The sequence below is a fragment of the Mesorhizobium shangrilense genome (assembly GCF_040537815.1).
Taxonomy (GTDB): Bacteria; Pseudomonadota; Alphaproteobacteria; order Rhizobiales; family Rhizobiaceae; genus Mesorhizobium; species Mesorhizobium shangrilense.
Map to the genome: position 1 here is coordinate 3,174,725 of NZ_JBEWSZ010000001.1, position 25,658 is coordinate 3,200,382.

Annotated in this window: 26 protein-coding genes; 5 read left to right on the plus strand and 21 right to left on the minus strand. The window is 63.1% G+C overall.

Features of this window, described 5'->3' with window-relative positions; translation table 11 throughout:
• From ABVQ20_RS15645 to ABVQ20_RS15685, 9 genes are all read right to left on the minus strand, one after another.
• Positions 1 to 1,341 carry a glutamine synthetase family protein gene (locus ABVQ20_RS15645; RefSeq protein ID WP_354460410.1) on the minus strand — a complete coding sequence of 447 codons (1,341 nt, stop codon included), beginning with the start codon at positions 1,339 to 1,341 and terminating at the stop codon, positions 1 to 3.
• A 13-nt stretch (positions 1,342 to 1,354) separates the two neighbouring features.
• Entirely contained in the window at positions 1,355 to 2,020 is a 666-nt protein-coding gene (locus ABVQ20_RS15650; RefSeq protein ID WP_354460411.1) for a TetR/AcrR family transcriptional regulator, read from the minus strand.
• Positions 2,017 to 3,309 (minus strand): alpha/beta fold hydrolase, encoded by a 1,293-nt coding sequence (locus tag ABVQ20_RS15655; protein ID WP_354460412.1) that lies wholly within the window; start codon positions 3,307 to 3,309, stop codon positions 2,017 to 2,019. The genes ABVQ20_RS15650 and ABVQ20_RS15655 overlap by 4 nt, the downstream gene beginning before the upstream one ends.
• A gap of 6 nt (positions 3,310 to 3,315) precedes the next feature.
• Positions 3,316 to 4,626 (minus strand): acyl-CoA dehydrogenase family protein, encoded by a 1,311-nt coding sequence (locus ABVQ20_RS15660; RefSeq protein WP_354460413.1) that lies wholly within the window; start codon positions 4,624 to 4,626, stop codon positions 3,316 to 3,318.
• A gap of 19 nt (positions 4,627 to 4,645) precedes the next feature.
• On the minus strand, positions 4,646 to 5,698 hold the full coding sequence (locus ABVQ20_RS15665; RefSeq protein ID WP_354460414.1) for a 2,5-dihydroxypyridine 5,6-dioxygenase NicX family protein: 1,053 nt from the start codon (positions 5,696 to 5,698) through the stop codon (positions 4,646 to 4,648).
• A 99-nt stretch (positions 5,699 to 5,797) separates the two neighbouring features.
• A complete protein-coding gene (locus ABVQ20_RS15670; RefSeq protein ID WP_354460415.1) occupies positions 5,798 to 6,451 on the minus strand; it encodes a flavin reductase family protein in 654 nt (217 codons plus the stop codon).
• Positions 6,451 to 7,377 (minus strand): carbon-nitrogen hydrolase family protein, encoded by a 927-nt coding sequence (locus ABVQ20_RS15675; RefSeq protein ID WP_354460416.1) that lies wholly within the window; start codon positions 7,375 to 7,377, stop codon positions 6,451 to 6,453. The genes ABVQ20_RS15670 and ABVQ20_RS15675 overlap by 1 nt, the downstream gene beginning before the upstream one ends.
• Before the next feature lie 4 nt (positions 7,378 to 7,381).
• Positions 7,382 to 8,302: a fumarylacetoacetate hydrolase family protein gene (locus ABVQ20_RS15680; protein ID WP_354460417.1), complete on the minus strand. Its 921-nt coding sequence runs from the start codon at positions 8,300 to 8,302 to the stop codon at positions 7,382 to 7,384.
• Positions 8,303 to 8,313: 11 nt separating this feature from the next.
• Positions 8,314 to 9,435: a cupin domain-containing protein gene (locus ABVQ20_RS15685; protein ID WP_354460418.1), complete on the minus strand. Its 1,122-nt coding sequence runs from the start codon at positions 9,433 to 9,435 to the stop codon at positions 8,314 to 8,316.
• A 134-nt stretch (positions 9,436 to 9,569) separates the two neighbouring features.
• On the opposite strand from ABVQ20_RS15685, the gene ABVQ20_RS15690 reads away from it, so the two are divergent.
• Positions 9,570 to 10,256 (plus strand): GntR family transcriptional regulator, encoded by a 687-nt coding sequence (locus ABVQ20_RS15690; RefSeq protein ID WP_354460419.1) that lies wholly within the window; start codon positions 9,570 to 9,572, stop codon positions 10,254 to 10,256.
• Here ABVQ20_RS15690 and ABVQ20_RS15695 read toward each other — a convergent pair.
• Genes ABVQ20_RS15695 through ABVQ20_RS15715 form a run of 5 tightly spaced genes read right to left on the minus strand, consistent with a single transcriptional unit; the run spans position 10,240 to position 15,307 of the window.
• Positions 10,240 to 11,916, minus strand: a complete 1,677-nt coding sequence (locus ABVQ20_RS15695) for a sulfatase-like hydrolase/transferase (RefSeq protein WP_354460420.1) — start codon at positions 11,914 to 11,916, stop codon at positions 10,240 to 10,242. The genes ABVQ20_RS15690 and ABVQ20_RS15695 overlap by 17 nt on opposite strands.
• On the minus strand, positions 11,917 to 12,690 hold the full coding sequence (locus tag ABVQ20_RS15700) for an ABC transporter permease (protein ID WP_354460421.1): 774 nt from the start codon (positions 12,688 to 12,690) through the stop codon (positions 11,917 to 11,919).
• Entirely contained in the window at positions 12,687 to 13,475 is a 789-nt protein-coding gene (locus ABVQ20_RS15705) for an ABC transporter permease (protein ID WP_354460422.1), read from the minus strand. The genes ABVQ20_RS15700 and ABVQ20_RS15705 overlap by 4 nt, the downstream gene beginning before the upstream one ends.
• Before the next feature lie 5 nt (positions 13,476 to 13,480).
• Positions 13,481 to 14,278: an ABC transporter ATP-binding protein gene (locus ABVQ20_RS15710; RefSeq protein WP_354460423.1), complete on the minus strand. Its 798-nt coding sequence runs from the start codon at positions 14,276 to 14,278 to the stop codon at positions 13,481 to 13,483.
• 42 nt (positions 14,279 to 14,320) lie between these two features.
• Positions 14,321 to 15,307 (minus strand): ABC transporter substrate-binding protein, encoded by a 987-nt coding sequence (locus ABVQ20_RS15715; protein WP_354460424.1) that lies wholly within the window; start codon positions 15,305 to 15,307, stop codon positions 14,321 to 14,323.
• 87 nt (positions 15,308 to 15,394) lie between these two features.
• On the opposite strand from ABVQ20_RS15715, the gene ABVQ20_RS15720 reads away from it, so the two are divergent.
• Complete coding sequence (locus ABVQ20_RS15720) at positions 15,395 to 15,892, plus strand: MarR family winged helix-turn-helix transcriptional regulator (RefSeq protein WP_354460426.1); 498 nt, start codon at positions 15,395 to 15,397, stop codon at positions 15,890 to 15,892.
• Positions 15,893 to 16,132: 240 nt separating this feature from the next.
• Here ABVQ20_RS15720 and ABVQ20_RS15725 read toward each other — a convergent pair whose 3' ends face one another.
• Genes ABVQ20_RS15725 through ABVQ20_RS15740 form a run of 4 tightly spaced genes read right to left on the minus strand, consistent with a single transcriptional unit; the run spans position 16,133 to position 20,111 of the window.
• Entirely contained in the window at positions 16,133 to 16,993 is an 861-nt protein-coding gene (locus ABVQ20_RS15725) for a sugar phosphate isomerase/epimerase family protein (RefSeq protein ID WP_354460427.1), read from the minus strand.
• A 10-nt stretch (positions 16,994 to 17,003) separates the two neighbouring features.
• Positions 17,004 to 18,152, minus strand: coding sequence for a dihydrodipicolinate synthase family protein (locus ABVQ20_RS15730; RefSeq protein ID WP_354460429.1), 1,149 nt, complete (start codon positions 18,150 to 18,152; stop codon positions 17,004 to 17,006).
• A 34-nt stretch (positions 18,153 to 18,186) separates the two neighbouring features.
• Complete coding sequence (locus ABVQ20_RS15735; protein WP_354460430.1) at positions 18,187 to 18,969, minus strand: 3-ketoacyl-ACP reductase; 783 nt, start codon at positions 18,967 to 18,969, stop codon at positions 18,187 to 18,189.
• On the minus strand, positions 18,966 to 20,111 hold the full coding sequence (locus ABVQ20_RS15740) for an acyl-CoA dehydrogenase family protein (protein ID WP_354460431.1): 1,146 nt from the start codon (positions 20,109 to 20,111) through the stop codon (positions 18,966 to 18,968). Before ABVQ20_RS15740 ends, ABVQ20_RS15735 begins: the two co-directional genes overlap by 4 nt.
• Positions 20,112 to 20,274: 163 nt before the next feature.
• On the opposite strand from ABVQ20_RS15740, the gene ABVQ20_RS15745 reads away from it, so the two are divergent.
• Together ABVQ20_RS15745 and ABVQ20_RS15750 are read left to right on the plus strand one after the other, a co-directional pair.
• A complete protein-coding gene (locus ABVQ20_RS15745; protein WP_354460432.1) occupies positions 20,275 to 21,291 on the plus strand; it encodes an aldo/keto reductase in 1,017 nt (338 codons plus the stop codon).
• Positions 21,288 to 21,758, plus strand: coding sequence for a MaoC family dehydratase (locus tag ABVQ20_RS15750; protein WP_354460433.1), 471 nt, complete (start codon positions 21,288 to 21,290; stop codon positions 21,756 to 21,758). The genes ABVQ20_RS15745 and ABVQ20_RS15750 overlap by 4 nt, the downstream gene beginning before the upstream one ends.
• Before the next feature lie 123 nt (positions 21,759 to 21,881).
• Here the strand turns inward: ABVQ20_RS15750 and ABVQ20_RS15755 are convergent, their stop codons facing one another.
• From ABVQ20_RS15755 to ABVQ20_RS15765, 3 genes are all read right to left on the minus strand, one after another.
• A complete protein-coding gene (locus ABVQ20_RS15755; protein WP_354460434.1) occupies positions 21,882 to 22,193 on the minus strand; it encodes a Dabb family protein in 312 nt (103 codons plus the stop codon).
• 63 nt (positions 22,194 to 22,256) lie between these two features.
• Entirely contained in the window at positions 22,257 to 23,027 is a 771-nt protein-coding gene (locus tag ABVQ20_RS15760; protein WP_354460435.1) for an enoyl-CoA hydratase/isomerase family protein, read from the minus strand.
• Positions 23,027 to 24,637 (minus strand): acyl CoA:acetate/3-ketoacid CoA transferase, encoded by a 1,611-nt coding sequence (locus tag ABVQ20_RS15765; protein WP_354462188.1) that lies wholly within the window; start codon positions 24,635 to 24,637, stop codon positions 23,027 to 23,029. Before ABVQ20_RS15765 ends, ABVQ20_RS15760 begins: the two co-directional genes overlap by 1 nt.
• A 192-nt stretch (positions 24,638 to 24,829) precedes the next feature.
• Between ABVQ20_RS15765 and ABVQ20_RS15770 the strand changes: the two genes are divergently transcribed.
• Complete coding sequence (locus ABVQ20_RS15770) at positions 24,830 to 25,648, plus strand: aldo/keto reductase (RefSeq protein WP_354460437.1); 819 nt, start codon at positions 24,830 to 24,832, stop codon at positions 25,646 to 25,648.
• The last annotated feature ends 10 nt before the right edge of the window (positions 25,649 to 25,658 follow it).

Sequence of the window (25,658 nt, forward strand, 5' to 3'; positions counted from 1 at the left end):
TCACCCGAGGTCGAAGAAGCGTTGCAGTTCCACGTCCGGAACCTTGCGCCGGAATTCGTTGTGCTGGCTTTCCCGGGTGGAGGAGAAGGCCTCTACGAACCGCTGCCCGAGCCAGTCGGCCGCGAAACTGGATTGGCGCAACCGCTCGATCGCTTCGGGCATGGAGCGCGCGAAATCCCGGGGAGGCTGCTGGACGTATCCGTTGCCGATGGTTTCAGGGTCGGGTTCGATCTCTTCCAGGATGCCGGACACCCCGGCCGCGATGGTGGCGGCAACGGTCAGGTAGGGATTGGTGTCCGCCCCCGGCAAGCGATTCTCAACACGGAGCGAGCCGGCATCGTGGCCGACGATGCGGAAGCAGGTCGTGCGGTTCTCGTAACCCCAGGTAAGGCCGGGGGGCGCAAAGGTGCCCGGCGCGAAGCGCCGGTAGGAGTTGACCGTCGGCTGGAAGATGAGGGTGAGATCGCCGATATAGGTCTGCAGGCCGCCGATGAAATGGCGGAAGGTCCGCGACACGTTGTTCTTCTGCGACGGATCGTGGAAGACCGACTTGCCATTGCTGTCCTTCAACGAGATATGGACGTGGATGGACTGGCTGTCGGCCGCTTCGGTCCAACGCGGCATGAAGGTGACGCACTTGCCTTGTCTCTGCGCCAGCGCCCGCAGGAAGTTCTTCAACAGCACCAACTGGTCGGCGGGCTCAAGCCCTTCGCCGGCTGCGATGCAGGCTTCAAGGAAGCCGCCGCCGATTTCCTCATGCATCTTCGCGAGGTCGATGCGCAGCGGCTCGCACATCGCCGCGACGGCTTCGTACCATTCGGTCTGCTCGACCTGGTAGAGCACCAGGTCATGGCTGTTGTGCTGGGTTGCCGTCTTGAGGTTGCGATAACCCTTGGCGCTGGCGCTTGCCGGCGTCTCGTCGAAGAGCGTGTATTCCAGTTCCATGCCGTAGCGCGGCAAGTATCCGGCCTGATTCACGCGATCGAGCACGCGCTTCATGATGGAGCGGGGGCACAATTCCGCCGTGCCGCCGGAATAGTTCGAAAGCACCAGCATGTCGTGTCCGGGTTTCGACCAGGGAAGACGGCGCACTGTCGAGGGATCCAGGATGAGCGGGTCATCGTGGAAATCCGAGGTCCCATCGGAGACGCCGGGGATCGCCAGCACCACATCCGTCGGATCCAGCGCCAGCGTTACCGGCGACATGCCCATGCCATTCCTGGCGATCCCTTTCAGGCTTTGGGTCGACACCATCTGGCCGCGCAGGAGCCCGTTGGTGTCAGCCATCGCCACCGTGGCGAAGCGGTTGGCCGGATCGGCGAGATAGTCCTCGATTGTCATGTTCCACCTGCTGTTAAGGTTGGGCGCTTATGAGCGCCTCTAGTGCGGCAAGGTCATCCTCGGGTCGGGTTGAATAGGCCTTCAGGAAAACCCGCAAACCGTTGTTCAAATAGCGCGCCACATGGGCCCGGCTGGGCGGGCGGTCTGGCATGTAGAGGGCCTGGGTCCGCGGAGCAGAGAGGATCAGACCCCAAAGATCCTGGGCGGCCAGTTCGGCATCCTCGAAAGCGAGTTGCCCGTCGGCCCTGCGCCCTTCCAGATAATCCATGATGCCGCGCAGCAGGCGATCCGGGCCGAATTCCTGATAGGCCAGACCTATTTCGGGGAAACGCTGCACCTCGCCAATGATCAGCCGGGCAAGCGACAGGAGGTCGGGGCGCAGCACCGTATCGGCGTAGTCCCAAGCGAAGCCCAGGAGGTCGGCCACCATACCCTTGCCGGAGGGGTGCTGGAAGAATTCCAGCATCTGATCGCGCTCGCCGACCATCATGGCCGAGAAGAGCGCCTCCTTCGATTGGAAGTACTGGTAGAGCGTCGGTTTCGAGAGCCCTGCCTCGACGGCGACCGCATCCATCGTCGCGCCGGAATAGCCGGTTTCGGAAAAGACCTTCAGCCCGGCCGCCAGAATGCGCCGCTCGCGATCAATCCGGTTCTGTTGCCGGCGGGGAAGGACGGTCATTGCGACAGCCTTCCGAGGAAATCCAGAAGGATGCGGTTGTAGATCTCCGGCCGTTCGACGTTGCAGACATGGCCGGCGTCCGCGATGGTCTCGTAGCGCATGTCGGCCATGCGGGCCTGGGTGAGGACGCGGCTCGCGACACCCCTGATTTCCGCTGGCGGCGCCAGTCGGTCGTGTTCGCCCGTCATCATCAGCACGGGCATGGTCAGGCGCGAAAAATCGAACCTTTCACGCGGGCTGGTGAAGCACACCAGCGCATCGCGATATGTCGTGGCCGGAATGGCCGCCATCGAATCGAACAGCCGCGTCCTTACCTCTTCCGGAGCGTTCGGCCCCGCCAGCACTTTCACCACGCCAGGAGCGAAATCGACCGGAGCCTGGCCGGCATCGAGCGGCACTTCGCGGCTGACGCGGAAGGCTTCACGTTCGGCCGGTTCAGCCTCCGACATTCCCGTGCAGCCGCCCGACAACACCAGTCCGGCGAGCAGTTCGGGATGGCGCATGGCGAAGGAGGTGGCGATCCAGGATCCGTAGGACAGGCCTGCCAGAACCAGCCGGTCGGCGCCCAACGCCTCCCTCACGCGCAGTATATCGGCGCAGTAGTCGTCGACCGTGGACTGGCGCGGCCCGAGCGTGCTGTCCCCGTATCCCCGCAGATCGAGCGCGGCGGCGCGCATCACGTTTCCGGCAGCAGCCAGCTGCCGCAGCCAGTTCCCGCGCGCGCCGCCAATGCCGTGCAGGAACAGGCAAAGCGGTCCGTCCTTCGGCGGTGTGACCGACAGTGCAAGCCGGGGCCTCTCGCCGAAAGCCAGGTTCTCGACAGGCGCCACGGCAGGCAGCTTTGCGTCGGGCGTCGCCGCTTCGCCATGCCGCGCCTGCTCCGAAAGAGCCGCGATCCCGGCCTCGAAAATCGCCTTGGTGCCCTCGCGGATCGCCGTCAGCCGCGACGCCGGGGCGCTGATCGTGGCGCTCCAGAGGATCGAACTGCCGCCCTGTTCAGCCTCGGCTATCGCCAGGTGGGCATCATAGGCGTCGACGTCGGCGATGCCTTGCAGATGGGTGTAGCCGATCGTTCGGTCGCTGTCGCTGAACCAGGTCCGCTGTTCGCGGTAGAGCGTGTCCTCGCCATGCACGGTGAAGGCGCGGATCAGCGAGCCGCGCCCGTCGCGTTCGGCGCGGATCGTGGCGATGGCCGGGTGCCATTGCCCACAGAAGTCGCCGGCAACGGCCCACACCGCCTCTGGAGAGGCTGGGCTGTGGCCGATGACCTTGACCTGATCGCGCGGCATGGATGTCTACCGAACGCCGTGCGACGTGGCGGCATCGCCGCGCCACAGCGAGGTGCGGGCACCGCCCTCGTCGCCTGGGGCGTGCTCGATCTCGTCCATGTCGTAGAGGGCCAGCACGCCCAGATAATCCTCCATGATCTCCGAAGTGAAGGGCAGCATCAGCGCGCCGCAACGGCTGTCGCGGTACATGCGTTCCAGCGGCAAGGACTTCAGCATCGACTGGCCGCCGCAGGTGCGGATCGCCATCGACGTCATCTCGGCGGCGCCTTCCATCACATTGTACTGCGCGGCGTACATGCGCAGCACCTCGGCCTTGGTCGGGAAGCCCTTGGCCTCGCCGAAGGCCTGCCACCACAGCGCCCGCATGTTGGCGAGCCGCGCGTACATCTTGCCGACGGCGATGCGCTTGGTGGCATACATGCGGCGGTCGACCGGCGGCTGGCCGGGGATCTTGCCCTTCAGGTAGTCCACCATGAAATCGTAGGCGCCCTGCGCCACGCCCATATAGGTGGGCGAAAGCGTGATCATCATGTGCGGCCAGTTGGCCAGCGTCTTGTTGAAGATGCCGCGCGGCATCAGCATGTCGTCCGCGGTGACGAACACGTCCTTGAGGATCAGATCGCGGCTGTTGGTGCCGCGCATGCCGAGCGGATCCCAATCACCCTTGACGCTGAGACCGGGCGTATCCTTGTGGACGACGAACAGCATCGTGTCCTCGTGGCGCGGTTCCTGCCCTTCGAAGACCTCGGTGCAGACGATGGTGTAGTAGTCGCAATAGCCGGCCAGCGACGCGAACTTCTTGAAACCGTTGATCTTCCAGCCGCCCTCGACCTTGCGGCACTGCGTCTGGTTCGGCTTCGAGGTCCAGTTCTGTCCGCCTTCCGATATGGGCTGCGAGAAGATCGCCTTCTCGGCAATGGCGCGGCGGAACTGGCGTTCGCGCAGCGGGGCGAAAGTCGCCTTCTCCTGCGCGGTCAGGTTCGGCATCTCGAACATGAAGCGGGACCAGGCCATGGACGAATTGTGCATGTTGAAAGTCAGCGCGCTGGCGCCGCAATATTTGCCGATCTCGGCGCCGACCATGGCGTATTCGAACATCGAGAAGCCCCAGCCGCCGAACTCGCGCGGAATGCAGAGGCCCAGGAACCCTTCGGCCGCGAGGTCCTTGTAGTTTTCGACCGGAAACGAGGCGTCGTCGTCGACAGCCTTGGCGCGAGGGGCGAACTTGTCGCGGCCCAGCTCATTCACCCGGCGCAGCACATCCTGCACCTCGGGGCGGATGCGGGACAGGTCGTAATAGTCGGCAATATCGCTCATGCTTTTTTCTCCGAAGGCGTCAGAGCGCCAGTTCTCCTTGCAGGACGCCGTCCTTGACGACGACCTTGCCATCCAGCGCTATCGTGCAGTTGCGCATCGGCAGATCGAAATGGCCGAGCGTGTAGCGCCCGGCATACTGGTTCGCCCCCGTCGACCACAGGAACGAGCCGGCCAGCGCCCGGAACTCGACAGCCTGCATGTCGCGCTTGTCGTACATCACGGCCGAAACCCAGCGGGCTCGCGGATGCATGCCCCAGCCGACATGGCTCATGCCGTAGGCGTTGCGGTCGTCCCAGGCCTCCATGTATTCGCGGAAATGAAGGGCATCGATGCCATCGCCCTTGATGGCGGTGACGAAGTCGTTCTCGACGGTGAAGTCTATGCGGCTGGTGAGCGCGGTCTTGAACGTCAGGTTCATATCGCCGACGTCCATGACGATGCGCCCGTTGACGCTGTTCTGGCCAGGAAAGGCGAGGCACAACCCGCCGGGCCAGTGCGCCACCGCGCCGGGCTGGGTCCCAAAGCCGGGCGTGCCGCCGCAGGGCGCGCCGCGCAGGTCGATGATCAGATCGGTTCCCGCGACCGAAGTGACGCGCATCTCGCTGGCTTCGCGCAGCATCTGGACGCCAAGCGCCACTTTCGGGCCGAGTTCGGCCATCGGTTCGGTGCGCTCGAGAATCTCCGGATGCTCGTTGCAGACCACCAGGAGACGCGTGCCGCCCGCCTCTTCGATTTCGGGCCACTCAGGAGCGTGGATAAGCCCCTCGACCGTGCAGTCGACGATCACCTCGACACGCTTGAGCGCCTCGATCACCGCGCGGTTGTGCTGGATCGCCCAGGAGGTGCCCGTCGACTTCACCGGCACGGGTGCGGCCTGCCGCGGCGTCGGCATCTGGATCATGCAGTATTCCGCGCCAAGATCGTGCAGCGCCAGGTCAGAAAGGTGCACCAGCACTGGTCGCGACTGCGTCTCCGACAGGATGGCCACCTTGGTGCCCTTGCCGATGGCGTTCAGCGCAAAGACGCGCCGAAAGCAATCGAGCCACCGCCCTTCGACGCGCTCCTGAAGCATTGCGATATCCTCCCCCGCCGATCCGCAGCTCAGCGAATTTCTTTACTCATGAGTTAAGTTTTATTGTTTTGGCGCGGCTGTCAACAGGATTTTCGAAAATTACGTATCGCTCGACAATTTCGTCGGTTCACCGGTCGGCCAGTCGCGCCAAAGGGGGCGAGCCAGGCTGAACGTGTCGCGGCTGCGCACGTAGTCGCTGCCATAGGAGCGGGCGACAAGATCGAGCCTGGGCGTATCGATATGGGCGCGACCGGGGTCCAGCACGCAGTCGTCGGCGACATGGACGGTCAGCACCCGTCCGATGACGATGACCTGCGCCGGTCCGGTGACGACCGAGGAGAGCGAGACGCATTCGAAGGCAACCGGGCTTTCCGCGATGCGCGGCGGCCGGACACGGGCCGAGGGCAAAGTGGCAAGGTCCGCCAGCGACAGTTCGTCGACGCCCCGTGGAGCGTCGATCGCGGTGACGTTCATGGCTCGAACCAGCCGCTCGGGGACGAGGTTCACCACGAACTCCCCGGTGTCCAGGATATTGCGCGCGGTGTCCTTGAAGCCCCGCTCGGGATCACCGAGGATGCCGATGGCAATCGTCGGCGGCGCCGATCCCATCACATTGAAGAAACTGTAGGGCGCCGCGTTGAGCCGGCCTGCGGCATCCTGCGTGACGACCCAGGCTATGGGCCGGGGCATCACCGTGGCGGCCAGAAGCTTGTAAGCATTCTGGGTGCCGACGTCTTCCAGATCGAAGCGCATCAGACCTCGCGAACAGCCTGTTTCGCGCGCGTGTCCACCGTCAGACTGAACACGTCCGGCCGCGCGTAGTGCCCGGTCACGTCGAAATCGTACTTCGCGCGTATCACCTCGTCCGGGTCGATCTCGGCGTACAGGATCGTCTCGCCGCTGAAATCCGGACCTGCCAGAACGCGGCCCATCGGGCTGACGATGGCCGAGCCGCCGCGCATCATCACCCGGTCAGGCTCGTCTCCCAATGCGCTTTCATGGTCCGGCCCGTACGCTGCCCGGGTGATGTGCTGGCAAGCGGTCAGCACAAAGGTCCGCCCCTCCAGCGCGATATGCTGCATCGTCGGCAGCCAGGTGTCGCGGTCGTCGGCGGTCGGCGCGCAATAGAGCGTGACACCTTGATGATACATGTGCATGCGCAGCGCGGGCATGTAGTTTTCCCAGCAGATCACGGCGCCGATGGAGCCCAGTTCGGTGCGGAACACCGGCAAGGTGGAGCCATCGCCAAAGCCCCAGATCAGTCGCTCGCCCGCCGTGGGCATCAGCTTCCTGTGCTTGCCGACGACACCTTTCGCCCCGTCGATATAGAGTACGGTGCAGTAGAGCGTGGCTCCGTCGCGCTCGATAACGCCGACCACGACAAAGGCTCCGGTCTCGGCCGCGGCATCGGCCAGCACGGCCACCTCCGGCCCGCCGGGATCGATCGCCGCTGCATGGTAACGAGCGAAGGCCGCGCGACCCTCGGGCTTTCGGAGCCCGATGGGCGCACCGAAACTGGCACCTTTCGGATAGCCGCCCACGAGCGCCTCGGGAAACACCACCAGTCGCGCGCCGTTCGCCGCCGCCTCGCGCAGGCGGGCGGCGGCAGCTTCGGCCGTGGCCAGCGGGTCGTCCGGGCGCGAGGCCATCTGCACGACGGCAGCCTTGAAGCGGGTCACAGGCTTACTCCGGTGTTGCATCGACGATCGGATGCCGCAGCGAGCCGATGCCTTCCACACAGGCCACGACCACGTCGCCCGGCCACATCCACTCTTGCGGATTGCGCCCGGCGCCGACGCCTTCCGGCGTGCCCGAGGCGATGATGTCGCCCGGCTCGAGCGTGATGCCGGTCGAGATGTCGGCGATCAGATCATCCACCTTGAACAGCATGTGGCGCGTGTTCGAGCGCTGCTTCTCCACCCCGTTCACCGTCAGCCAGAGGGCAAGGACCTGTGGATCGGGAATTTCGTCGGCGGTGACGATGCACGGGCCGAAGGGGGCATAGGTGTCCTGCCCCTTGGAAAAGATCCATTGCCCCGCCCGCCGGTTGTCGCGGGCCGATACGTCGACCATCACCGAATAGCCGAAGACATGGCCGAGCGCGTCTTGCTTGCGCACCCGCCGCGCCGTGGTGCCGATGATCACCGCCAGTTCCACCTCCCAGTCGAGCTGCTGTGTCATCTTGCGGTTGTGCTCGATGGCGTCGCCCGGCCCGATCACGGCCGTCGGCGGCTTCGAGAACACCACCGGCTGCTTCGGCAGGTCCTTCGACGTGTCCAGCGACTTGGCGCTTTCCGCGACATGCTCGACATAGTTCAGCCCGATGCCGAAGATGTTCTTGCGTGGCCGCGGGATCGGCGCCAGCAGCCGCACATTGGCCAGTGCCGTGGCGCTGCCCGCTGGAAACCGGCCCTCGGCCTGCTCCAGGCAGTCGCGCAAGGTCTCCAGTCCCGGCCGGCCGGCGTCGATCAGCCCGAGCATCGTGTCGGGCAGGTCTTCGCCCTGCGACGCGGCCAGCGCCTCCACATCCACCACCAGATCGTCCACGACCACGCCAAGCCGCGCCGCCGCCTCGACCGAGGCGCGATAAGTCACAAGTTTCATCTGTCTTTCCTTCAAAGGAGCGGCTGGAAGCCGCCGTTTTCGCCGAGCGCCTGTTCGCGATAGAGACCCAGCGCCCGCATCACCGGCAGGTCCGACAGGCAGAAGAGGCAGGCATCGTCCCGGTCCGAGCCATTGACATGCTCATGCCAGGCCCAGGAAGGAACACAGAAGATGTCGTGTTCCTGCCAGTCGTAACGCTTGCCGTTGATGATCGAATGGCCGCCACCCTTGGCCACATGGAAAAGACCGCTGCCGGTGTGGCGGTGCGCCTTCGTGCGCTCGCCCGGACGCAGCATTTGCATGGACGCACCCATGGTCTGCATCACCGGCCCGTTGGTCACCGGGTTCACATATTCCATCAGAACCCCATCAAACGGCGAACCGTCCGTGCAGCTGGCATATTTCAGCAGCGACTCGTAGGTCGGCGCCCATTCGTATTTGAACATCGGGCTATAGCCATGGCTCCAGCCCTGCCCCATCGGCCTCAGCCCCGGGTTGCCCCACGTCTTGGTCATGTCGTCGACCTTGTGGCCGACGGCCTGCCGCAGGTCGGGGTGCACCTCGTAGAAATTCGCCTCCATCGCGTTGACGAAGGGTATGTCGAGCCCATCCTGCCAGATACAGGGCGTGCCCGTCGCCTCCACCCCGTGTTCGTGCCAGGTGCCGTTCGGGGTCAGCACGAAATCGTTCGCGCCCAGCGTCATCTTGTGGCCGTCGACGACCGTAAAGGCGCCCGAACCTTCCATGATGAAACGGATCGCCGAAGCGGAATGACGATGGGCACTTGCCACTTCGCCAGGGTTCATCACCTGCAGCCCGGCATAGAGCCAGCCAACGGCGGCGGCAACGTCGCCGCGACCCGGGTTGCGCAGATAGACCACCCGCCGCCCCGCCTTCTCCGGTGTCACCAGATCGACCGAGCGCAACACATTGTCGCGCAGGTCGCGGTAGCGCCAGACCACCGGCACCGACTGCGACTGCGGCTCCCACGGCTCGATCTTGTTGGCCACCGTCCACAGCGCGCCCGCGCCGAGGCGGTCGAGGTCCTCGTAATAGGCCAGAAGCTCAGGCGTATCCTCGACATTGGCCCGCCCAGCGACGTCTTCACGATGGTTCTCGCGCTGCTGTGTCATGCGACCCTCATGTCCGTTTTCCCGCCGCGAGAAAATGATCCATGTCTTTTTCGAAAGCAAGTATGATTTTCGAAAATTATTGCAATTGCCGACAACCAGCCTCTGGAGTAATCCCAAGGGCAGAGGAACGTCGCATGACCCTTGCCGAAAAAGCCTACGACGCCCTGCGTCACGACATCATCCGCGGCGAATTTGCGCCAGGGCGCCCGCTGCGACTGGCCGATCTCAGCGAACGCTACGGCATGGGCTTCTCGCCGCTGCGCGAAGCCTTGAACCGCCTGCAGGCGGAACGGCTGGTCACCGCCGAATCGCTGCGCGGCTTCCGAGTCGCGCCCCTGTCGCTGGACGAGTTGCACGACGCCATGTCCGTCCGCATCCAGATCGAAACGGAGGCGCTGCGCGCCGCGATCCGGCTCGGTAACGACGATTGGGCGGCGGGAATCGTCTCAGCTCTCTACGCCCTCAACCTGCAGGTCGGCCGCACCGGTTCCGAAGCCGATATCTGGGCACTCGAAGCACGACACTACGCCTTCCACCGCGCTCTGCTGGCCGCCTGCAAATCGCCGTGGACACTGGAATTCTTCGAACGCCTGTATGCCGCAACCGAGCGCTATCGCATTCCGGTCCTTCTGGCCGCCGCCCATCCCTCGGGGCGGGACGTGCAGGCGGAACACAGCGCGCTGGCACAAGCGACACTCGATCGCGACGCCGCGTGCGCCACCGCGCTGCTGGAGGATCACTATCGCAGAACAGTCGATCATCTGGCCGGCGCGATAGGCCTTGGTGACCCCGACGCGCTCCCTGTCAAGGCTGTTGGTTGACGGGCAATTCCGTTTCTTCAAGCCATTTGCGACGCGCCTCATGCTGGCCGGCGAGTTCGGCTTCGTCCCAATAGCCGATCAAAACTCCAGGGCCGACCAGCGGATCGAAATGGCGCATCTTGTCATCGTCGGCGGTCAGCCAACTGTCCTCGACGGTGATGCGGTTCCTGGGTGTGGCCAGCCAATGGAACAGCGCCCGGCGCAGGTGTGCCACTGTCTCCGCCGACGCTGGATCGCGCCCTCGGTCATTCAGTTCCCGAGGGTCGTTCGTCACATCGAAAAGCATGGGCGGCGTCGCCTCGCCATGGATCAGTTTGAAATGACCGTCCGTGATCATGTAAAGCTTGCAGTCGCCCACGGGCAGATTGAGCTTCAGCCGGGCCATGTCGGCGCTGAAGTCGTATTCGCTGATCGCATAGCGCCGCCAGGCGCCTGACGATTGCGCCCGCAACAAGGACAGCAGCGACCGGCCCTCCAGAATGTGCGGCTTGGCCTTGCCGCCGAAATGGTCGAGGAACGTCGGCGCCAGGTCGATCATCTCCACCAAGGCGTCGGATGTCGTGCCGCGACTGGCATCGGCCTCCTTCGAGGGGTCGTAGACGATCATCGGCACTTTCACCGAAACGTCGTGAAACATGTATTTCTCGCCGAGCCAGTGGTCGCCGAGATAGTCGCCATGGTCCGATGTGAAGACGATCATGGTGTTTTCAAACAAGCCGCGCTCTTCCATGAACGCGAAGAGGTGCCCGAGTTGATCGTCGATCTGCTTGATGAGGCCCATGTAACAGGGGATGACGGTCTCGCGCACCTCGTCACGAGAGAAGTTGCGCGAATAGCGTTCCTCCTGAAATGCGCCATAGACCGGATTGGGCGACAGGCGTTCAGCCTCGCTACGGACCGCCGGCTGCACGTCCTGCTTGCCAAACATCGCATGGTAAGGCGCCGGCACGATGTAGGGCCAATGCGGCTTGATGTAGGAAAGGTGGGCGCACCAGGATTGTCCCGCTGCCTCCGCTTCCTCGATGAAGCGCATGGCGCGACGCGTCATATAGGGCGTCTCGGAATGTTCCTCGGGAATACGGGCCGCCTTGTCGGCATGGACCAGCAGCCAGCCATTGAAGTTCTCGCCGTTTCTACCTTCGCCCGAATTGGCCCAATGCTCCCACGGATTGTCGGCGTCAAAGCCGTGCTCGCGCAGATAGGCGTCGTAGGCCGGATCGGGGTCATACGCAGTTGATGGGTGCAGGCCGTCATCGCGTTCGAAAGGTTCGAAGCCGCATTCGGCGATATGCACGCCGATGATGGAACTCCGGTCGATGCCAAGGCGCTCCATCCCTTCGTCGTCCGCGGCCATATGGGTCTTGCCGATCAAGGCGCAGCGCACACCGACCTCGCGAAGATGATCGCCAAGTGTTGGTTCGCCGACCCGAAGCGGCACGCCGTTCTGGGTTGAGCCGTGCGAGCGTACGTAGCGGCCCGTGTAGGCGCTCATGCGTGACGGACCGCAGACCGTCGATTGAACGTAGGCATTCGTGAAGCGCACGCCACGGCTGGCCAGGCGATCGATGTTCGGGGTGTCGAGCGTCCGGTGGCCGGCGCAACTCAGATAGTCGAAGCGCAGTTGGTCGCACATGATGAAAAGGACGTTACGGCGCATCATCTACCCGTTGTTGTGCGTTTCGGACGAGCGGTAGTGCCAGAATAGCCAGCGCTTCTCCAATCGGAAGACCAGATCGTTGACGATCAGCCCGATCACCGCGATGAATGCGATGGCAGCCAGACCGTTGGCGATCTGAAAGTTATCCTGCTCGCGTTGGATGAAGACGCCGATGCCGTTGGTGGCAAGCAGCATCTCGGCGGTGACGCTGACCAGCAAGGCCGACGCCACCGCCAGCCGAATGCCTGTCGCTATCATCGGCAAGGATGTCGGCAAATCAATCCACATCATCGTCTCGAGCCGGCTGAGCCGCAGCGAACGCGCCACGAGATTGGCCATGGGATGCAACGTCTTGGATGCCTCATAGGTGTTCATGAGGAGGGGAACGGCCGCCGCATAGGCGATGATCGCGATCTTGGCCGTGTCGCCTGTTCCGGCGAAAAGCATGACGATGGGAATGACCGCCGGCGGCGGTAGCGTCGCCAGCATGTCCATGATCGGTTCGAGAATCGCACCCACGATCTTCAGGCGCCCGAGCAGAATACCCAATGGGATCGTCAGGATCGCGGCGACTAAAAAGCCGTTGGCGGCTCGCATCAGCGTATAGCCGATCTGGCCGACAATCTGCGGATAGACCTTGCAGATCGCCAGGACGACTTGCCATGGGCCAGGAAAAAGCGGGGTCGAGGCCCGCCATGCCAGAGCCTGCCAGGCAAGCAATATGGCCAGGGGCACGATGAGCCCGCCGAGACTTTCTTGGATCCGCGAGGTTTTCATGCCGGCTGCCCTGTCATGCGCAGGTGCCACCCAGCCAGCCGCCAGCGCAAGGCATTGACGACGGCATTCATCAAAATGCCGTTTGCGGCGCAGACGAACATCAACGCATAGACTTCCGGAATGCGTAAGGCGAAGGCCTTTCGGATAAGCAGAAATCCGAGCCCGTCATGACCGGCCAGCATTTCGGCGACGACCACGGCAATGAGGCTGATAGTCGAAGCGTAGCGTATGCCGGCGAATATCTCCGGCAAGGCGGCCTGGAACTTGATCTGCCGCAGGATTTGCCAGCGGCTCAACCCAAGCATTTGCCCGCTGCGAATTTGAACGTCCGAAACGCTGGCGAGCGCGGCGACCCCGTTGAAGTAAGGAGGCCAGACGGTGACCAGAATGATGATGAAGGCGTAGAGTTTTGGCCCCAGCCCCAGCATGAACACGGCCATCGGCACCACGGCCGCGGGCGGGATCGGCTGCACCAGCGCTGCGATCGGCGCGAAGCCACGGCGAAAGATCGGCGAGAGATCGCTGAGGACGGCAAGGCCGATACCGAGCACGGACGCAGCCGCCAGGCCAGTCAGAGCCCGCAGCAAGGTAAGCCACTCGGCACGCGCCAGTTCGCCGGACGTCATCATGTTCCACAAGCCGGGCGCTATTGCGGGAATGCCTGGAAAATACTTTTCCGGCACAAGGCCCAGCATCGCTATGGCCTGCCAGGCGGCGACGATGATCAGAAAGGAAATGAACGCGCGAAACCGCAGCAGCAGATCCAATGCACGGATACCCTGCATCGCAATCACGCGACCTTGGCCGGCGCCGCGCAACGCATGGTGCGTATACTTGTCATCACATCGTGGCGCGCGGCAAGGAACCTGGCATCTTCGCGCGTTGTGATCTGATCGCGCTTCTTGCCGAGATCGATCACGATCTCATGGTCGACAACGGTCGGCCGCCGGGTGAGAACAACGACGCGGTCGGCCATGTAGACCGCTTCCTCCACATCATGCGTTACCAGCACGCAGGTCTGTTTGAAGCGCATGGCAAGGTCGAGCAAGAGATCCTGCATATCGGCACGGGTCTGTGCGTCGACGGCAGCGAGCGGTTCGTCCAGCAAAAGCAGTTCACTCTGCGAGGCAAGACCGCGTGCGATTGCCACACGCTGCTGCATGCCGCCCGACAACTGCCAGGGATATCTGTCGCCAAAGCCGGACAGTCCGACCGCCTCCAGCATGTCCTGAGCCTTGTCACGCTTTTGCGCGGAAGAAAGACCTTCGACGCGAGCCATGCCAAAAGCCACATTGTCCCGGTTGTTCTTCCAGGGAAACAGCGAGCGCGAGTAATCCTGGAAGACCACGGCAACGCCCCTGGGCGGCGCGGTCACCACCCGGCCGTTGAAGGTAACCGTGCCGGAAGTCAGCGCCTGCAATCCGGCCATCGCAAACAGCAACGTCGTCTTGCCGCATCCCGAAGGGCCGACAATCGAAACGAATTCACCTCGCCCGACCGTAAAGGACACGCCGCCGAGAACCTCCAGGGCGTCGATGCCCTTTCCGTATGTCTTCGTCAGCCCCTGCGCATTCAACACGACGTCCATAGTCCCTCCAGGACGGTTGCAGCGCTATCCGCGGTATCTCGTTCAAGGTGCCATATTGGCGACCATGTCCTTCACCGGGATATCCTGCGTGGTCATGCCGGCGCGCTTCATCGCATCAAGCAGCACCTGCACCTCGGCTTCCGAGATGGTCAGTTCGCGCTTGACCACCGGCAGGTTGAAATCCTTTGCCGCCTCGGGCGTCAGTCCGAGAAATTCGCTCGCCGCCGCTTCCATCGCGCCCCTGTCCGCCAGCAGCGTCTGGCGCGTGTCGAAGATGACCTTGCCGAACGCCTTCAGGGCGTCGGCGTTGTTGGCGACATAGTCGTCACTGGCGAAGATGACATCGTTGAGCACCGGTATCTTCTCGTCGGCCAAAACACCTGTGGCCAGTATCTTTGCGCCGATCGCCTGGTTCTTGACGATCGAGGCGTAGAAGGGGTTGACCGTGCAGGTCGCATCGATCGCGCCTTGCTCGAGCGCCGCCTCCTGCTGCGGAAATGGCAGGACCACGGTCTCGACATCACCCATTGTGACGCCGGCCTTTGCCATGTGGTCGCTCCAGGTGAGCACGCACAAGGAACCGTTGGCATTGATGGCAACCTTCTTGCCTTTCAGCCCGGCGAGGCTGGTCACTTCGGAAGCGCCAGAGGCGACCAGCCAGGAGAATTTGCTGTCCGGGTCGACTTCATGCCCCAGGGCCATGACCATCTTCACGTTGATGCCGTTCAGGCGGGCGTTGATCGGCGGCACCGGCGAGGAATAGCCGACGTCGGCCGAGCCGGACGCGATGGCGGCGACCACGGCGGGGCCGCCCTGCACTTCCGTCAATTCGACATCGAGGCCGGCCTTGGCGAAATCGCCATTCTTCTGCGCGACAAGGATCGGCAAATCGGAATCGGCAAGCAGATACGCAAATCTGAGTTTGGCGTTCTCGGCAGCAGCGGCGCCGATGCCGGCTGCGAGCGTGATGCCGCCCACCAAGGCAGCAGCAATTATACGGCGCATGCGTCGCCCGGAAAATCCCGACATATCATTCTCCTCCATTGTCCCTTCTTGCGGGGAGCCAAATTTCATGGCACGTCTATTATTTGACAATATCAAGGATAATGCCTGACAATGTCAACCAATAAAGTTGAACGATATGATGATGAGATGGATGCTACCCCTCCGCCATGGGTGCATCCTCGCGACATCCGCGACATGTTCTCATACCGCCTGGCGCTGCTGACACGCATCAACGACCGCCAGGCGCAAAATACCTTGCTGGACCGCTATGGGATCACACTTGGCGAATGGCGGACATTGGCCGTAATCCACTACCTGGGAAAACCATCCCTAAGGGCCGTGGCGCACGCTACGCAGCAGGATGAAGGACAGGTCAGCCGCTATGTGACTGGATTGATCAAGCGCGATTTGCTGACGAAAACAGCCAATGCCAAAGACCGCCGATCGATCGATCTCCTGCTTACCGACGTTGCCAGGACGCTTTACGCCGAAGTCATGGATTTTGCGTGGAAACTCAATCAGGACATGTTCACCGAACTTACGCGCGAAGAGCAGCAATCTCTCGTCCAACTTCTCGACAAGCTGTTCACATCGATTACACGAGAATGATGTGATGGCACCGGCGGTCTTGGGGCGGGGCGAAGCACTGCGATTTATGTATCGCTGCGACCTTCGCGGCGGCTTTGGTGCCCCTAGCCGCGCAATCTCGAATGATCCTGATGCACAACCATCATCCCATCAACCCGATGCCCTCGCGCGCCAACCGCTTTTAGGGGCGGAAGCGGCTCGCGCCACATCTCTCTCCAAATAGGCAGAAGCAGACCAACCTCTTCGCGATTGTTCTTGTTTTCAGCAAACCGTTCGAAAGCGCTCGACGCAGGCATCGAGCGCATCGGCCGGATCGCGTTTCCACCAGTTGCCGGCGGAAAAGATTTCCACCTCGCACAGGCCTTGGTAACCCGCCGTTTCGACGGCAGCCCTGATCCCCTTCAGATCGGCGACGCCGTCGCCCATCATGCCGCGATCGACGAGAACGTCGCGTGTCTCGGCCAGCCAGTCGCAGAGATGATAGCCAAGGATGCGCCCCGCGCCGGCCCGTTGCAATTCGACACCGAGCGAGGTGTCCCACCAGACATGGTAGACGTCTACGGCCACCCCGACATTGGCGTGCCCGATGGCTTCGCAGAGATCGATCGCGTCGCGCATGGTCACCAGGCACGAGCGGTCACCGCCATAGACGGGGTGCAGAGGCTCGAGCGCCAGTTTCACCTTGTGCGTGGCCGCATAGGGAGCCGCCTCGGCGACGCGATCGGCGACACGTTTCAGACTTTCGGCAACGCCGCGCGTGCCGGACTCGACGCCGCCGGCCACGATCGTCAGGACTGGCGCTCCAAGTTCCGCCGCCATATCGATGGAAGCGCGGAAATCGTCCATGATCGCCGATCGCGTCGGCAGCGCCAGCGGACCGGCGAGGAACGGCGCCCGGCAGAGACCCGCCACCGTGAGCCCCGCGGCGCGCGAGCGATCCCCGATCTCGACACCCCGCCTGCCGATCTCGCGCCGCCAGAAGACGATGCCACCGAAACCCCGCTCGGCACAGGCATCGATGACCCGCTCGACCGGCCAGCCGGCGCCGTGCCCGTCGACATTGTGGCCGAGCGTGGCCGTGTTGAGCGCCAACGCGGAATGGTCGTTCGAAAAGTCGCGCATCGGCCTTGCTTCAGGCACCGTAGAGCGCCAGCAGCCGCCGCATGCGGCTGGCCGCCATGTCGGGATCGCGTAGCAGCCCGCAGCCATCGGCTAGCTTGAAGGCCTCGACGAAATAGGGCAGCGGGCGCTTGGCCTGCGCCCCACCCAACATGATGAAATGATCCTGGAAACCGTTCAGCCAGGCGAGAAAGACCACGCCCGTCTTGTAGTGTTGCGTCGGCGCCCGGAAGACCAGCCGCGCGAGCGGCACGGTGGGATCCAGCGTATCACGGAACGCCCTGACATCGCCCTCCCCCAGCCTTGCCACCGCATGAGCCGCCGCCAGCGCCAGCGGGTCGAAAATGCCGAGCAGCGCATGCGAAAAGCCGTGCTCGTCGCCGGCGATCAGTTCTGGATAGTTGAAATCGTCGCCCGTATACATCTTGACGCCCGCCGGCAGCCGGCGGCGCATCTGGATTTCCTTGTCCTTGTCGAGCAGCGATATCTTGATGCCGTCCACCTTGCCTTGGTTCTCGACAATGATGGCAAGCACCGTTTCCATCGCCTGTTCGAAGCTGTCCGTTCCCCAGTAGCCGGCAAGTGCCGGATCGAACATGTCGCCGAGCCAATGCAGGATCACCGGTCTGTCGCAGCGGCCAAGCACGTCGCGATAGACCGACACATAATCGTCCGGGCCGGAGGCGACCGCCGCCAGCGCGCGACTCGCCATCAGGATCAGCCGTCCGCCAAATGTCTGGATCGCCTCGACCTGTTCGAAATAGGCACGCCGCACATCGTCAAGCGAACGCGTGGCGGCGGGGTCGAGATGATCGGTGCCGCAACCGTTGAACACCAGCGCTTCGGGCAGTTCCTGCCTCGTGCGGCGGATCAGTTCCAACGCGCCAGGCCAATCGAGGCCCATGCCGCGCTGTGCCGTATCCATCGCTTCGGCGATGCCGAGGCCCATATCCGCGAGATAGCGCCGGAATGCCATGGTGGCGTCCCAGTCCACGCTGGCCGACCCCATCGGATCCTTGTCGGTGAACGGGTCGGCAACGACATGGGCAGCCGAAAAGACCACACGGGCGGAGCGCTCCGGGAGCCTGGCCGCCGGAACGGACTTTCCGCTCATGCGATAATCGGAGAATCTGCCATTTGCATCGGGAAGACTGATCATCATTGGGACGTCTCCTGTCTCACATGGTCTCGGGAGCTCAGAAACGCGGCACCAGCATCCCGGCATCGGCCGAGATGACATGGCCGGTCGTGTAGGGCAGCGCACCCGACGCCAGGGTCGCCATGATGCGGCCGACATCCCGCGGCTGCCCGAACCTGCGGATCAGGGTCAGGCCTTCCTCGTCGATCCTGCGCTGATAGGTCTGCGAAACGGCCCTGGTCATCGCCGTCTCGATCAGGCCTGGCTGGATATCGTAGACCGCGATGTTCTCGCGCCCGAGCCGCACGGCGAACACCTTGCTGATCATGGCGGAGGCGGCCTTGGAGACGCAGTACTCGGCGCGCGGTTCGGCCACGGCGGCGGCATTGGACGACGACACGTTGATGAGGCTGTAGAAGCGGCCGTCGTCGCGCGGCCGTGTCAGCAGCCGCCGGGCCCAGCGCTGGCCGAGGAAGAACTGCGCCTTGGCATTCACCGTTTGGCAGCGGTCATAACTCGCTTCCGAAACGTCGAGCGGATCACCGCGATCCATCACCGACACGCCGGCATTGTTGATCAGGGTCGACAGTGGGCCGATCGCATTCTCGACCCGGTCGAGCAGCACATCATGCGAGGAAAGATCGCCGACATCGCCGGCCACCCGGACCACCGGAACGCCGGTCGCGGCGACCGTCGCCTCGGCCTCGCGTAATTCGTCGTCGTCGGCCGGGCCGTTGAGAGCGATGGCGAAGCCGATTTCGGCCAGCTCGAGTGCCGCGGCAAGCCCGATGCCACGACTCGAACCGGTGATCAGGACTGCGTGGCGTGGTGCGGCAATCATGCCCGCGCCCCATGCTTCAACAGTTCGCGCGCGATGATCATGCGCTGGATCTGGTTGGTGCCTTCATAGATCTGCGTGATCTTGGCGTCGCGATAAAGCCGCTCGACCTCGAAACCACGGATGTAGCCGGAGCCACCGAAGACCTGTACCGCGTCAGCTGTGCGCGCGACCGCCATGTCGCCCGCAAAACACTTGGCGATGGAGCAGGCCTTGGTCGCATTCTCGCCGGCATCGATCTTGGCTGCCGCGCTCTGCACCAGAAGACGTGCCGCCTCGATGTCCTTGGCCATATCGGCCAAAAGCCACTGGACGCCCTGGAACTCGACGATGGCCTTGCCGAATTGTCTGCGCTGCTGGGCATAGTCGACGGCCGCTTCCAGTCCGGCCTGGCCGATACCCACCGCAAGCGAAGCAATACCGACGCGCCCTTTGTCGAGCACGCTCATCATCATGTGGAAGCCCTTGCCCTCTTCGCCAAGCAGAGCCTCTTCACCAAGCATGACATCGGCGAAATTGAGCGCGCCGACCTGGCTGGCGCGCTGGCCCATCTTGTGCTCTTTCGGGCCGCGCTCGACACCCTTGGCATGCAGGTCGACGATGAAGATGCTCATGCCGCGATGCCCGGCTTCCTTGTCGGTGCGGGCCAGCACGAAGCCGACATCGGCGACCGGCGCGTTGTGGATCCAGATTTTTCCACCGTTCAGCCGCCAGCCGCTTCCGTCACGCGTTGCCGTGGTGCGGATGCCGGATACGTCGGTGCCGGCCTCCGGCTCGGTGATGCAGTAGGCGACCCTGGTTTCGGCGCGCATCACCGAACCCAGCCATTGCTCGCGCTGCAACGGTGTGCCGTGGCGCACCAGGAGCGTGCTGATCAGTTCGACCAGGCCGCACTGGTCGGCGACCGACGCATAGCCTCGTGACAGTTCCTCCATCACCAGTGCGTAGGTCAGCGTATCGAAACCAGGGCCGCCCATCTCCTCGGGAACGCCGACGCCGAACAGGCCGAGCGCGCCCATCTGATCATAGATTTCCACCGGGAAGCGTTCGTCGCGATCAAGCGCCTCGGCCGCCGGCCTGATGACTTCGTCGGCAAACTGGCGGGCCATGTCCCGCACCTGGCGCTGGGTGTCTGTGATAAGCATCTCGTCCATCGCTTATAACTATCTAGTTACTCCTAACGCGTATGCGGCTTCCCCGTCAAGCACGGAGAATCGAAGCGCGCGCTCGGCCCGCGTAACTGCGGCTTGCCCGGTTCGATAAGTTGCGATAAAAATAACCAGATGGTTACTAAAGGGAGGAAATTGGATGCAAGCTTCAGCCAGGCGCAGGTTCGGCCGGGTCGATCTCGATGTCACGGCGTTCGCCTTCGGCACCGCGCCGATCGGGAACTTTCTCAGGGAAATCGATGACGCCACGGCCGATGCCATGGTCCAGCATGCCTGGAACGCCGGCGTCCGGTTTTACGACACCGCGCCGATGTACGGCCATGGACTTTCGGAGCTGCGCGTCGGCCATTCCCTGCGCTGGAAGAACCGTTCGGACTTCGTCCTCGCGTCGAAGGTCGGGCGCGTGCTGAAGGCAAAGAGGCGATCCGAGATCGATTTTTCGCCTTGGACGAACGCCGCGGCGAACGAGATGATCTTCGACTACAGCTATGATGGAACGATGCGGTCGTTCGAGGATTCGCTTCAGCGCCTGGGGCTGGAGCACATCGACATGCTGTTCATCCACGACATCGATCGCTTTACGCGTGGCGACGCCCAGCCCGAGGTTTTCAAGCAAGCCATGGATGGCTGCTGGCGCGCGCTGGACAAGCTGCGCTCCGAAGGCTTGGTCAAGGCGATCGGCGTCGGCGTCAACGAGTGGGAGGTTTGCCTCGAAGCGCTCAGGCAGCGCGACTTCGACTGCTTCCTGCTGGCAGGGCGCTATACGCTCCTGGAGCAGGATGCGCTCAACGAATTCCTGCCGCTTTGCGAAGAGCGCAACGTCGCGGTGATGGTCGGCGGCGGCTTCAACTCCGGCATCCTGGCGACAGGCGCGGTCGATGGTGCCAAATACAATTACGCGCCAGCGCCCGCGGCGGTGATGGACAAGGTCGCCAGGATCGAAGCCGTCTGCCGCGACCATAATGTGCCGCTGCCCGCGGCCGCGCTGCAATTCGTGGTAGCCCACCCCGCCATCCCGGCCTTCTGCGCCGGCACAAGGACAGTGGAGCAGCTGTCGCAGAATCTCGCATGGTTCAGCCACCAGATCCCGACCGAATTCTGGGCTGATCTCAAGCAGCGCAAGCTGATCCGCGAGGATGCCCCGGTGCCGGCATGACGGCCGAGACTGCAACGGGCCGGCAACTGACAGCTCAGGACCAGTCCTACGGTGACATCGCTGTTGGCGATTGGTTCGAGACCGATGCCGTGACCGTCACGGAGCAGATGATCGACGCTTTCGCCGAACTGACAGGCGACCGTTTCGAAATCCATATGAGCGAGGCAGGCGCGGAACGCCACGGCTTCCAAGCCCGCGTCGCCCATGGATTGCTGGTACTGTCGCTGGTGGACGGATTGAAGAACCAGGCGCAGGCCGGGTTTCGGGCAATCGCTTCGCTAGGCTGGGACTGGACTTTCGCCGCACCCGTCCTTGCCGGCGATGAGATTCGTGCACGCATCGTCGTCGCGAACAAACGGGAGACACGGAATACGGCGCGCGGGATCCTCACCCTGCGCTTCGCCGTCACCAACCAGCGCGGGGAACCGGTGCAGTCCGGAGAGAACAAGCTGATGGTCTATCGCTAGGTCAGTCGAGCTGTCTCTCGTCTAGGGCAATTCCAGGAAAAGTGTGAAACGGTTTTCCGTCCGGAATTGCGTCGAAACAAAGAGTTAGAGCGGTTCGCCGTTTCCGTGAAACGGTGAACTGCTCTAGAACCGAAGATCGACGACCGTCACGCCATCAATGCCGCCTTGCGTGTACGCCACGATCCGCGCACCGATCTCCTCGTGCTTTGGATCGCGAAGATAGCCGTCACGCGCATTCTCATCTGCGAAGTCGACCCAGAATGCATCATGGTTGCCCCGGATCAGGTCGGTTTCCACGCTGACATTCGACCCGCCATGAAATGCGACAATGCCCGGCACGTGATCCCGCAAGCGATCCAGTTCCTCATAGAGCCCGGATTTGGTTTCGGCGCTGACATCGGCGCGAAAACGCAGCAGCACAAAATGGCGGATCATCGCCCCTCCCTTCCCCATTTATCGCAGTCTCGGCTGGCTATTTTGCCGGCAAATTGACAAGCATCAGAACCGTGCAGGCCTTTTTTCACGGAAGGCAGCCAGCCCTTCCTGGAGGTCCTCGGACCGTGCGGCCGCTATACCTGCCATCGCCTCCAGAACGCGCTCGGACTCCTCGCCTTCGGCGGCATTGACCAGCATCTTTGTCAGCTCGGTCGCAAGTGGCGCTCGGCTGTAGACCTGCGCGGCGACCTGACGGGCCCTGTCCATTCCCATACCGCTCTCCACGACATGATCGACAATGCCGAGACCAAGCGCCTGCCGGGCATCGAAGACCTCGCCGAACAGTGCCATGCGCCGCACCAGTTGCGCGCCGAAACGGCGCGCGGCGCGCTGTGTGCCCGACCAGCCCGGAATGATGCCGAGCCCGGTTTCCGGCAGAGCGATCCTGACATGCTGCTCGGCAATCCGCAGGTCCGCGCAAGCCGCCAGTTCCAGTCCACCGCCGAACACATCGCCATTGAGGACGGCGATCACCGGTTGCCTAAGCCGGGCAATGGCGGCAAAGGCATCATGGCCTTCGCGCAGCCAGAAGCGCCCGAAATCGTCTGGTGACTTGCCGCTCCAGGCCTGGATATCGCCGCCTGCCGAAAAGGCCCTGTTGCCGGCGCCGGTCAGGATCACCACCCTGACTGCGGCGTTGTGCTCGATGGTCCGGCAGGCCGCCACAAGCCCCTCGATCATCGCCATATCCAGCGCATTGCGCTTCTCGGCACGGTCGAGCGTCACCACCGCGACCTGGCCGTCTATCTCAAGGTTGAGCTGACCCTCCGACATCACTCGGCGGCCACGGCGGGACGAAAATGGCTGTCCATGCGGTCGGGAATGAAAAGATGCCCCGACATCGGGCGGATGGTGTCGGCAACCGCCAGCGGAAACGCCGCCTGGCCCAGAATGTCCCGGTTCAGATCGATTCCGGGCGCGATCTCGGTGACCGTGACCTTGCCGTCGATGAGGCGAAGCACGCAACGCTCTGTAACATAGGTGACATCTTGGCCCTGTGCCGTCGCCCGCTTGCCTGAAAAGGACACCTGCTCCACGTTTGGCACCAGCTTGGCAACCTTGCCCTCCTTGTCGATGGAGAGCTTGCCGTTGCTGACCGAGAGCTTTGCCCCGGCGTTGAAGTAGCCGGAAAAGACGATCTTCTTTGCCCGTGAGGTGATGTCCACGAAACCGCCGGCGCCGGCGGTGACGTGCGGCCGCGCCGACAGTTTCGAGACGTTGACCGATCCGTCGGCACCGATCTGCAGGAAAGAAAGCAGCGACGCGTCGAAACCCGCCGCCTGAAAATAGGTGAACTGGTGCGGCGAGGCGACGAACGCCTCGGCATTTGCCGAGCAGCCGAACTTGAAGTCGAGCAGCGGAATGCCGCCAACCGCACCCTGTTCGATCACCCAGGTCACTTCGCCGTGCCGGCCTTCCTCAAGGAAGATGCGCGGTACATTGGCCGAAATGCCAAAGCCAATGTTGACGACCCATCCGCGCTGCAATTCCATCGCAACCCGGCGCGCCATCGTTTTGGCCGCGTCGAATTCCGGCAGCCGGAAAGTGTCGAGCGGCCTGAACAATTCACCTGAAATGGCCGGATCGTAAGCCGTCGCGGTGGTCTGCATCTGTTCGGGATCCTCGACGATCATGTCGACCAGAACGCCGGGCACGCGCACGTCATGCGGGCGCAGCGTGCCGGCCTGGGCGACATGCTTGACCTGCGCGATCACCACACCGCCGCAATTATGCGCGGCAAGCGCAAGTTCCATCGCGCCGAGATAGGCTCCCTCATGCTCGAAGGTCAGGTTGCCGCGCTCGTCGGCCGTCGTGGCTCGAATGATCGCGACATCCGGCTTGATCGACGGGAAGAACAGCCATTCTTCACCCTCGAAGCCGATCTTGCGCACGATTGGCCGTGCGCGTGCGCGGGCATTCATGGCGCAACCGTCGAGGTCGGGATCGACGAATGTTTCGAGGCCGACCTTGGTGATCACGCCCGGGCGATGTCCGGCCGCTTCACGCAGGATGTCGAACATGATGCCGCTCGGCACGTTGTAGGCGGCGATACGGTCTTCGCCAAGCATCTGCCAGATCAGCGGTGGCTCGGACGACGACGGCCCCGACGGATAGGAGCCGCCAATGATGGTGTCGATCATGCCGTCCCGGGCCAGATGGTCGACGCCCTTGGTGCCGAACATGTCGCCGGCCGCGATCGGATGAACCATCGTCAATCCGGCCGGATGGCGCTCGTCACGATAGCGCTCGCCAAGTGCCTTCAGGACCAGATCGGGGCAGCACAATCCACTCGACGAATTGACCGCGACAATCGCGCCATCCTTGACTGCCCTTGCCGCATTCACTGCGCTGGTAACCTTGGACATGAGGCCGCTCACCCGCATCGTGTAAAGTAACTGTTTAGTTATTATCATGTCATCGGATTTGGTCAAGGCCGATCTGCGGTGGCGGCGACGCCCTCCGCCAAATCGCCGCAAAATCAACACCCGGCGGTCTTGCCAACGGCGCGACGGATGATAGAAGTAACTATTCAGTTATTTATAACAGGCAACCCGGCAACGGTGGGGAGGCAAGCCATGAACATCTTTTTCCAGAAGACGCACCAGAGGGCTTTCGGCACGTTCCCGTTACGCCATGACGCCTGCATGGCTGCGATCGCCATTGCGCTTGACGTCGGCTATCGGGCGTTCGACACCGCGCAGATGTACGGAAACGAAGCCGAGGTCGGAGAAGGCCTTGCCCAGGCCCATGTGCCGCGCCAGGATCTTTGCATCACCACAAAAGTCCACCCCGACAACTACGCTGAAGCGCTCTTCCTGGCCTCCGTCGAAAAGAGCTTGAAGGATCTGCGGCTGGATTATGTCGACGCGCTGCTCCTGCACTGGCCGCCACTTGACGGCGACATTGCGTCACCCCTGAGGCTGCTTCAGAGCGCGCAGGACAAGGGCTTGGCACGCCACATCGGCCTGTCGAATTTCACCGCCAGCATGATGCGCGAAGCGCGCAGCATCCTTGATGGCCCGATCGTTGCCAACCAGGTCGAGTTCCATCCGCTTCTCAACCAGGACATCCTGCTTGGGGCGGCTAACGCGACCGGCATTCCGCTATCGTCCTTCACCTCCGTTGCCCGCGGCGAAGTCTTCAAATATCCGCAGTTCGCCGAAATCGGCAAAGCCTATGGCAAATCCGCCGGCCAGGTGGTGCTGCGCTGGATCCTGCAGAAAGGGGTTTCGGTGAACACCATGTCGACCAAGCCCGAGAATATCCGGGCGAATTTCGACATCATGGATTTCACGCTGTCCAGCATCGACATGGCGCGCATCGACGCGCTCACCCACACGAACAAGCGCATCATCGGCTCCGACCTGGTGCCGTGGGCTCCCGACTGGGATTGACAGGGCCTCC

What these genes read in the sequence shown, in the direction of transcription:
- ABVQ20_RS15645 (WP_354460410.1), bottom strand. Translation starts at nt 1,341, where the DNA reads ATGACAATCGAGGACTATCTCGCCGATCCGGCCAACCGCTTCGCCACG.
- ABVQ20_RS15650 (WP_354460411.1), bottom strand. Translation starts at nt 2,020, where the DNA reads ATGACCGTCCTTCCCCGCCGGCAACAGAACCGGATTGATCGCGAGCGG.
- ABVQ20_RS15655 (WP_354460412.1), bottom strand. Translation starts at nt 3,309, where the DNA reads ATGCCGCGCGATCAGGTCAAGGTCATCGGCCACAGCCCAGCCTCTCCA.
- ABVQ20_RS15660 (WP_354460413.1), bottom strand. Translation starts at nt 4,626, where the DNA reads ATGAGCGATATTGCCGACTATTACGACCTGTCCCGCATCCGCCCCGAG.
- ABVQ20_RS15665 (WP_354460414.1), bottom strand. Translation starts at nt 5,698, where the DNA reads ATGCTTCAGGAGCGCGTCGAAGGGCGGTGGCTCGATTGCTTTCGGCGC.
- ABVQ20_RS15670 (WP_354460415.1), bottom strand. Translation starts at nt 6,451, where the DNA reads ATGCGCTTCGATCTGGAAGACGTCGGCACCCAGAATGCTTACAAGCTT.
- ABVQ20_RS15680 (WP_354460417.1), bottom strand. Translation starts at nt 8,302, where the DNA reads ATGAAACTTGTGACTTATCGCGCCTCGGTCGAGGCGGCGGCGCGGCTT.
- ABVQ20_RS15685 (WP_354460418.1), bottom strand. Translation starts at nt 9,435, where the DNA reads ATGACACAGCAGCGCGAGAACCATCGTGAAGACGTCGCTGGGCGGGCC.
- ABVQ20_RS15690 (WP_354460419.1), top strand. Translation starts at nt 9,570, where the DNA reads ATGACCCTTGCCGAAAAAGCCTACGACGCCCTGCGTCACGACATCATC.
- ABVQ20_RS15695 (WP_354460420.1), bottom strand. Translation starts at nt 11,916, where the DNA reads ATGATGCGCCGTAACGTCCTTTTCATCATGTGCGACCAACTGCGCTTC.
- ABVQ20_RS15700 (WP_354460421.1), bottom strand. Translation starts at nt 12,690, where the DNA reads ATGAAAACCTCGCGGATCCAAGAAAGTCTCGGCGGGCTCATCGTGCCC.
- ABVQ20_RS15705 (WP_354460422.1), bottom strand. Translation starts at nt 13,475, where the DNA reads ATGCAGGGTATCCGTGCATTGGATCTGCTGCTGCGGTTTCGCGCGTTC.
- ABVQ20_RS15710 (WP_354460423.1), bottom strand. Translation starts at nt 14,278, where the DNA reads ATGGACGTCGTGTTGAATGCGCAGGGGCTGACGAAGACATACGGAAAG.
- ABVQ20_RS15715 (WP_354460424.1), bottom strand. Translation starts at nt 15,307, where the DNA reads ATGTCGGGATTTTCCGGGCGACGCATGCGCCGTATAATTGCTGCTGCC.
- ABVQ20_RS15720 (WP_354460426.1), top strand. Translation starts at nt 15,395, where the DNA reads ATGTCAACCAATAAAGTTGAACGATATGATGATGAGATGGATGCTACC.
- ABVQ20_RS15725 (WP_354460427.1), bottom strand. Translation starts at nt 16,993, where the DNA reads ATGCGCGACTTTTCGAACGACCATTCCGCGTTGGCGCTCAACACGGCC.
- ABVQ20_RS15730 (WP_354460429.1), bottom strand. Translation starts at nt 18,152, where the DNA reads ATGATGATCAGTCTTCCCGATGCAAATGGCAGATTCTCCGATTATCGC.
- ABVQ20_RS15735 (WP_354460430.1), bottom strand. Translation starts at nt 18,969, where the DNA reads ATGATTGCCGCACCACGCCACGCAGTCCTGATCACCGGTTCGAGTCGT.
- ABVQ20_RS15740 (WP_354460431.1), bottom strand. Translation starts at nt 20,111, where the DNA reads ATGCTTATCACAGACACCCAGCGCCAGGTGCGGGACATGGCCCGCCAG.
- ABVQ20_RS15745 (WP_354460432.1), top strand. Translation starts at nt 20,275, where the DNA reads ATGCAAGCTTCAGCCAGGCGCAGGTTCGGCCGGGTCGATCTCGATGTC.
- ABVQ20_RS15750 (WP_354460433.1), top strand. Translation starts at nt 21,288, where the DNA reads ATGACGGCCGAGACTGCAACGGGCCGGCAACTGACAGCTCAGGACCAG.
- ABVQ20_RS15755 (WP_354460434.1), bottom strand. Translation starts at nt 22,193, where the DNA reads ATGATCCGCCATTTTGTGCTGCTGCGTTTTCGCGCCGATGTCAGCGCC.
- ABVQ20_RS15760 (WP_354460435.1), bottom strand. Translation starts at nt 23,027, where the DNA reads ATGTCGGAGGGTCAGCTCAACCTTGAGATAGACGGCCAGGTCGCGGTG.
- ABVQ20_RS15765 (WP_354462188.1), bottom strand. Translation starts at nt 24,637, where the DNA reads ATGCGGGTGAGCGGCCTCATGTCCAAGGTTACCAGCGCAGTGAATGCG.
- ABVQ20_RS15770 (WP_354460437.1), top strand. Translation starts at nt 24,830, where the DNA reads ATGAACATCTTTTTCCAGAAGACGCACCAGAGGGCTTTCGGCACGTTC.